Raw genomic sequence first — 4,503 nt, forward strand, 5'->3', positions numbered from 1 at the left:
GCCGCGCCGCCGGCCGCCGCGCCCGCGCCGCAGGCCTGACCCCCGCCAGCCGCGCCGCGCCCGGGCCGCATCAGCCCGGCTGATCGCCGCATCACGGCTTTGCGTTGGACCGGCGGCGCCGGGCCGGCGCAGCCTGCGGGGCATGGGATATGTCCTCTACGGGGACCGGCGCTCCGGTTCCTGCATCATCGAGCTCGCGCTGGCCGAGATCGGCGCCGAGGCCGAGCTGCGGCCCGTGCCGCTGGACCGCGACGCCCAGCTTGCGTCGGACTACCGCCGCCTCAATCCCATGGGCCGGGTGCCCACCCTGCTGCTGCCGGACGGCACGGTGGTGACGGAAAGCACGGCGATCCTGCTGGCGCTGGAGGCGCGGCACCCCGGGGCCGGGCTGCTGCCGCCCGGCGATGATCCCGGCCGCGCCGTGGCCCTGCGCTGGATGATGCTCGCCGCCAGCGAGATCTATCCCTGCGTCACCCGCGCCGACTACCCGGAGCGCTTCGGCGACGACGCGCCCTCCATCCGCGCCCGGGCGGTCGGGATGGCGCGGGAGACCTGGCGCATCATCGAGGCGGAGGCGCGGCCCGACCCCTTCCTGCTCGGCCAGCGGCTCACCCTGGCCGACCTTCACCTGGCCGTCCTCTCCCGCTGGATGGGCAATGAGGCGGAGTGGATGCCGGCGCACTGTCCGCGGGTCCAGTCCCTGGCCCGCGCCGTCGCCACCCGCCCGCGGCTTGCCGCCGCCTGGGGGCGGCATTTCGCGGTGCCCGCCTGACCGGATCCGCCCGATCGGACCCGCCGCGTCAGAGATGCACCGCCTCGGGCGCGAAGAATCCCACGCCCGTCAGCGCCACCCCGATCACCCCCAGCGCGATGCCGCCCAGCGCCAGCAGCGGCACGCCGGTGATGATGGAGGCGGAGGCGAGCACGATCGCCACCTGGAAGGCGGCGGCGCCGAACTCGTAGTGGTGGTAGGCGGCCATGTTGCGGTCGCGCTTCGCCTCGGCCGCCTTGGCGCGCTCGGTCAGCTCCTTCCGGCCCTCGCCGCTGGCCGGCTCGCTCTCCCACCGCGCGATGGTGTCGCGCCAGGCCTTCTGCTGCCGCTCGATCGCCTCCCGCAGCGCCGGGTCCTGCGCCGTGGCGCGGTCCAGCTCCGTCTCCTCCACCGCCGCGCGCAGAGTGGTCTGGCGGATGGTGCGGGCCTGGAAGAAGGACCACAGGTTGGCCGCCTCCACGTTGCGGGAGATGGCCTCGGTCTGCGCGCTCTTCGCGCCGGTCTCGGCCAGCGCCAGGAACAGCGCGAGGATGGCGATCAGCAGCGCGATGCGCTTGTCGCCCGCATGGTCCACATGGGCGTGCCCGGCCATGGAATTCCTGTCATTCGTTGCCGGCCGCTTCTGCCATGCCGGTCCCGCTTCGGCCAAGCCCCCGCCAAGCGGCCGGGCATGGCGCCTGCCGCGCGGGCATGGGTGGACAGCGCCGCGCCTTTTCCCCAGCCTGCGCGCCAACCACCGGAGACCCGCTATGGTCCACGCCCCAGCCCGCCCGCCGGCCGGCGCCCCGCCCGTCCGAATCAACCTCTATTCGGACACCCAGACCCGCCCGACCGCGGCGATGAAGGACGCGATGATGCGCGCCGAGGTCGGCGACGAGCAGCATGGCGACGACCCGACCGTCCATGCCCTGTGCGACCGCATGGCGGCGCTGATGGGCAAGGAAGCCGCGATGTTCCTGCCCAGCGGCACCATGTGCAACGTCATCGCCATCCTGACGCATTGCCGCAAGGGCGACGAGGTCGTCGCGCATGAAACCGCCCACATCCTGACCAGCGAGGGCGGCACCCATGCCGCCCTGACCGGCGCGCAGATCACCCCGCTTAAGGGCCCGCGCGGCATGTTCACCGCGGACGACGTCCGCGCCGCCATCCGCCCGCGCACCCGCTACGCTCCGCCGCAGCGCCTGCTGGAAGTGGAGCAGACCGCCAATATCGGCGGCGGCGCGGTCTGGCCGCTGGACCAGCTCAACGCCGTCGCCGCCGTCGCGCATGAGCAGGGCTGGGCCACCCATATGGACGGCGCCCGGCTGATGAATGCCTGCGTCGCCGCCGGCATCGCCCCGCGCGACATGGTCGCGTCCTATGACAGCGTCTGGCTGGACTTCACCAAGGGCCTCGGCGCGCCGCTCGGCGCCGTGCTCTGCGGCAGCAGCGAATTCATCGGCGAGGCCTGGCGCTGGAAGCAGCGCCTCGGCGGGTCCCTGCGGCAGGCCGGGCTCAGCGCCGCCGGCTGCCTCTATGCGCTGGACCACCATGTGGACCGGCTGGCGGAGGACCATGCGAATGCCAAGGCGCTGGCCCGCGGCCTGGCGCAGATCCCGGGCGTGGTCGTGGAGGAGCCGGACACCAACCTGGTCTTCTTCGACATCCGCGGCACGGGGCAGAGCGTCGAGCAGCTGCAGCGGACCCTGCTGATGCAGGGCGTCGCCGTCAGCGGCCTCGGCGGCCGGGTGCGCGCCTGCACGCATCTCGACGTCACCGCGCCGATGATCGAGGAGGCGACCGGGCTCATCCGGCAGGCGCTCGCAGCCTGACCGCAGGGGGGGAGAGAGCGAACTCTCCCCCCCGCACCCCCCACTCACCTTCTTCTCCGGGTCTCATGGACGTCAGGCGGCGGCAGCGGGGCGTCAGGGCCGACAGCAGCGGGCGCACCGCCGAGGATGCCGCGGCCAGTGCCCTGGCCGCCGAGGGCTGGGCCGTGCTCGGGCGCCGCATCCGCACGCCGGCCGGGGAGCTGGACCTGGTCGCCGAACGCGACGGCCTGCTCGCCTTCGTCGAGGTCAAGGCGAGGCCCAGCCTGTCCGAGGCCGCGCAGTCCCTCGGGCCGCGGCAGCGGGCCCGCCTCGCCGCCGCCGCGGCGTGCTGGCTGGCGGCGAACCCCGGGCATGGCGGGGCGGGCATCCGCTTCGACCTGCTGCTGGTCGCCGCCGACGGCACGCTGCGCCGCATCGCCGATGCCTTCCGGGAGGGCGACGCCTGATGCCGGTGGTCGGCAGTCCTGGAGGATGGCCCTCGGCATGAGCCCGGTTGACCGCCCAGGCACCGGGCGCGAGGCTTCCCGCAAGCACAACCGGGGAAGGAAACCAGCCATGCTCGCCCGCCGCGCTGCCCTCACGCTCGCCGCCGGGGCCGCCGCCGCCCCGCTGCTCCGTCCCGCACCCGCCCGCGCCGATGCCGGCGCGCTTCCCCGCGCGGCGCGGCCGGAGGATGCCGGCTTCCAGCGCGACCGCCTGGCGCGCATCACCGGCTGGCTGGGCGCGGAGGTCGAGGCCGGCCGCATCCCCGGCGCCGTCGTCGCGGTCGGCCGTGGCGGCAAGCTGGCGCTGCACGAGGCGGTGGGTTTCCGCGACCGCGATGCCCGCGCCCCGATGCCGGTGGACGGGATCTTTCGCATCGCCTCCATGACCAAGCCCTTCGCCTCCCTCGCGCTCATGCTGCTGGCGGAGGAAGGCCGGGTGATGCTGTGGCACCCGGTCAGCCGCTACCTGCCGGAGTTCAAGGACCAGAAGGTCGGCACGGACCGCGCCCCGCTGGAGCGCGAGGCGACGCTGCAGGACCTGCTGCGCCACACCGCCGGCCTGACCTATGGCGCGCTGCCCGGGCCCGGCCCGGCGCCGCACCCGGTGCAGGCCGGCTATGTGCAGGCCAGGGTCGCCGACCGCGACCAGACCGCGGCGGAGTTCATCACCCGCCTGGCCGGCCAGCCGCTGATGTTCCAGCCCGGCAGCACCTGGGAATACAGCCACGCCACCGACGTGGTGGGCCGCGTGGTGGAGGTCGTCTCCGGCCAGGACCTGGACGCCTTCATCCGCGCCCGGATCTCGGCGCCGCTCGGCCTGGCGGATACCGGCTTCTGGGCGCCGCAGGACGCCGCCGGCCGCGCCGCCCGCGCGCAGGTGGACCCGGTGACGAAGGCGCGGCAGCCCATCCCCGACGTGCTGGAGAAGCCGCGCTGGTTCTCGGGCGGCGGCGGCATGGTCTCCACCGCCATGGACTATGCCCGCTTCTGCCAGATGCTGCTGAACGGCGGCCGGCTGGGGGAGGCGCAGGTGGCGTCCCGCGCCACCATCCAGCTGATGACGGCGAACCACCTGCCGGAGGGGACGCAGTACGGCCCCGGCCTGCTGACCCGCTTCGGCGGCCTCGCCCCCGCGCCGGTCACCGGCTACGGCTTCGGGCTCGGCTTCGCGGTGCGCACGGCACAGGGCCGCAGCCCGGTGCCCGGCAATGTCGGCGACTATTTCTGGGGCGGCGCCTATGGCACCTATTTCTGGGTCGACCCGAAGGAGGAGCTCTATGCCGTGCTGATGCTGCAGGGCCCCTCCGACCGCATCCAATACCGCTACGGCCTGCGCCAGCTGGTCTACCAGGCCCTGGCCTGAGCCGCCGATGGCCGTCGGCTCGCGCCTCGCCCCCGGGCCGCGCCGGCTGGCGCGCCGGCCGCTGCTGCT

The 4,503-nt window shown here is 74.4% G+C and carries 5 protein-coding genes; 4 read left to right on the top strand and 1 reads right to left on the bottom strand.

Annotated features, from left to right (window positions below):
- Positions 1–142 precede the first annotated feature (142 nt).
- The gene (locus tag E2C05_RS29015; protein ID WP_133223105.1) at positions 143–772 is read left to right on the top strand and encodes a glutathione S-transferase family protein; all 630 of its coding nucleotides are present in this window, start codon (positions 143–145) and stop codon (positions 770–772) included.
- Positions 773–800: 28 nt separating this feature from the next.
- Here E2C05_RS29015 and E2C05_RS29020 read toward each other — a convergent pair whose 3' ends face one another.
- A complete protein-coding gene (locus tag E2C05_RS29020; protein WP_133223106.1) occupies positions 801–1,364 on the bottom strand; it encodes a DUF4337 domain-containing protein in 564 nt (187 codons plus the stop codon).
- 157 nt (positions 1,365–1,521) lie between these two features.
- Between E2C05_RS29020 and E2C05_RS29025 the strand changes: the two genes are divergently transcribed.
- From E2C05_RS29025 to E2C05_RS29035, 3 genes are all read left to right on the top strand, one after another.
- Entirely contained in the window at positions 1,522–2,586 is a 1,065-nt protein-coding gene (locus E2C05_RS29025) for a threonine aldolase family protein (RefSeq protein WP_133223107.1), read from the top strand.
- A 65-nt stretch (positions 2,587–2,651) separates the two neighbouring features.
- Complete coding sequence (locus tag E2C05_RS29030; RefSeq protein ID WP_133223108.1) at positions 2,652–3,032, top strand: YraN family protein; 381 nt, start codon at positions 2,652–2,654, stop codon at positions 3,030–3,032.
- 109 nt (positions 3,033–3,141) lie between these two features.
- Positions 3,142–4,434 (top strand): serine hydrolase domain-containing protein, encoded by a 1,293-nt coding sequence (locus E2C05_RS29035; RefSeq protein ID WP_158292444.1) that lies wholly within the window; start codon positions 3,142–3,144, stop codon positions 4,432–4,434.
- Positions 4,435–4,503: the final 69 nt, after the last annotated feature.

Source organism: Paracraurococcus ruber, assembly GCF_004353985.1.
Taxonomy (GTDB): Bacteria; Pseudomonadota; Alphaproteobacteria; order Acetobacterales; family Acetobacteraceae; genus Paracraurococcus; species Paracraurococcus ruber.

What these genes read in the sequence shown, in the direction of transcription:
- E2C05_RS29020 (WP_133223106.1), bottom strand. Translation starts at nt 1,364, where the DNA reads ATGGCCGGGCACGCCCATGTGGACCATGCGGGCGACAAGCGCATCGCG.
- E2C05_RS29015 (WP_133223105.1), top strand. Translation starts at nt 143, where the DNA reads ATGGGATATGTCCTCTACGGGGACCGGCGCTCCGGTTCCTGCATCATC.
- E2C05_RS29030 (WP_133223108.1), top strand. Translation starts at nt 2,652, where the DNA reads ATGGACGTCAGGCGGCGGCAGCGGGGCGTCAGGGCCGACAGCAGCGGG.
- E2C05_RS29035 (WP_158292444.1), top strand. Translation starts at nt 3,142, where the DNA reads ATGCTCGCCCGCCGCGCTGCCCTCACGCTCGCCGCCGGGGCCGCCGCC.
- E2C05_RS29025 (WP_133223107.1), top strand. Translation starts at nt 1,522, where the DNA reads ATGGTCCACGCCCCAGCCCGCCCGCCGGCCGGCGCCCCGCCCGTCCGA.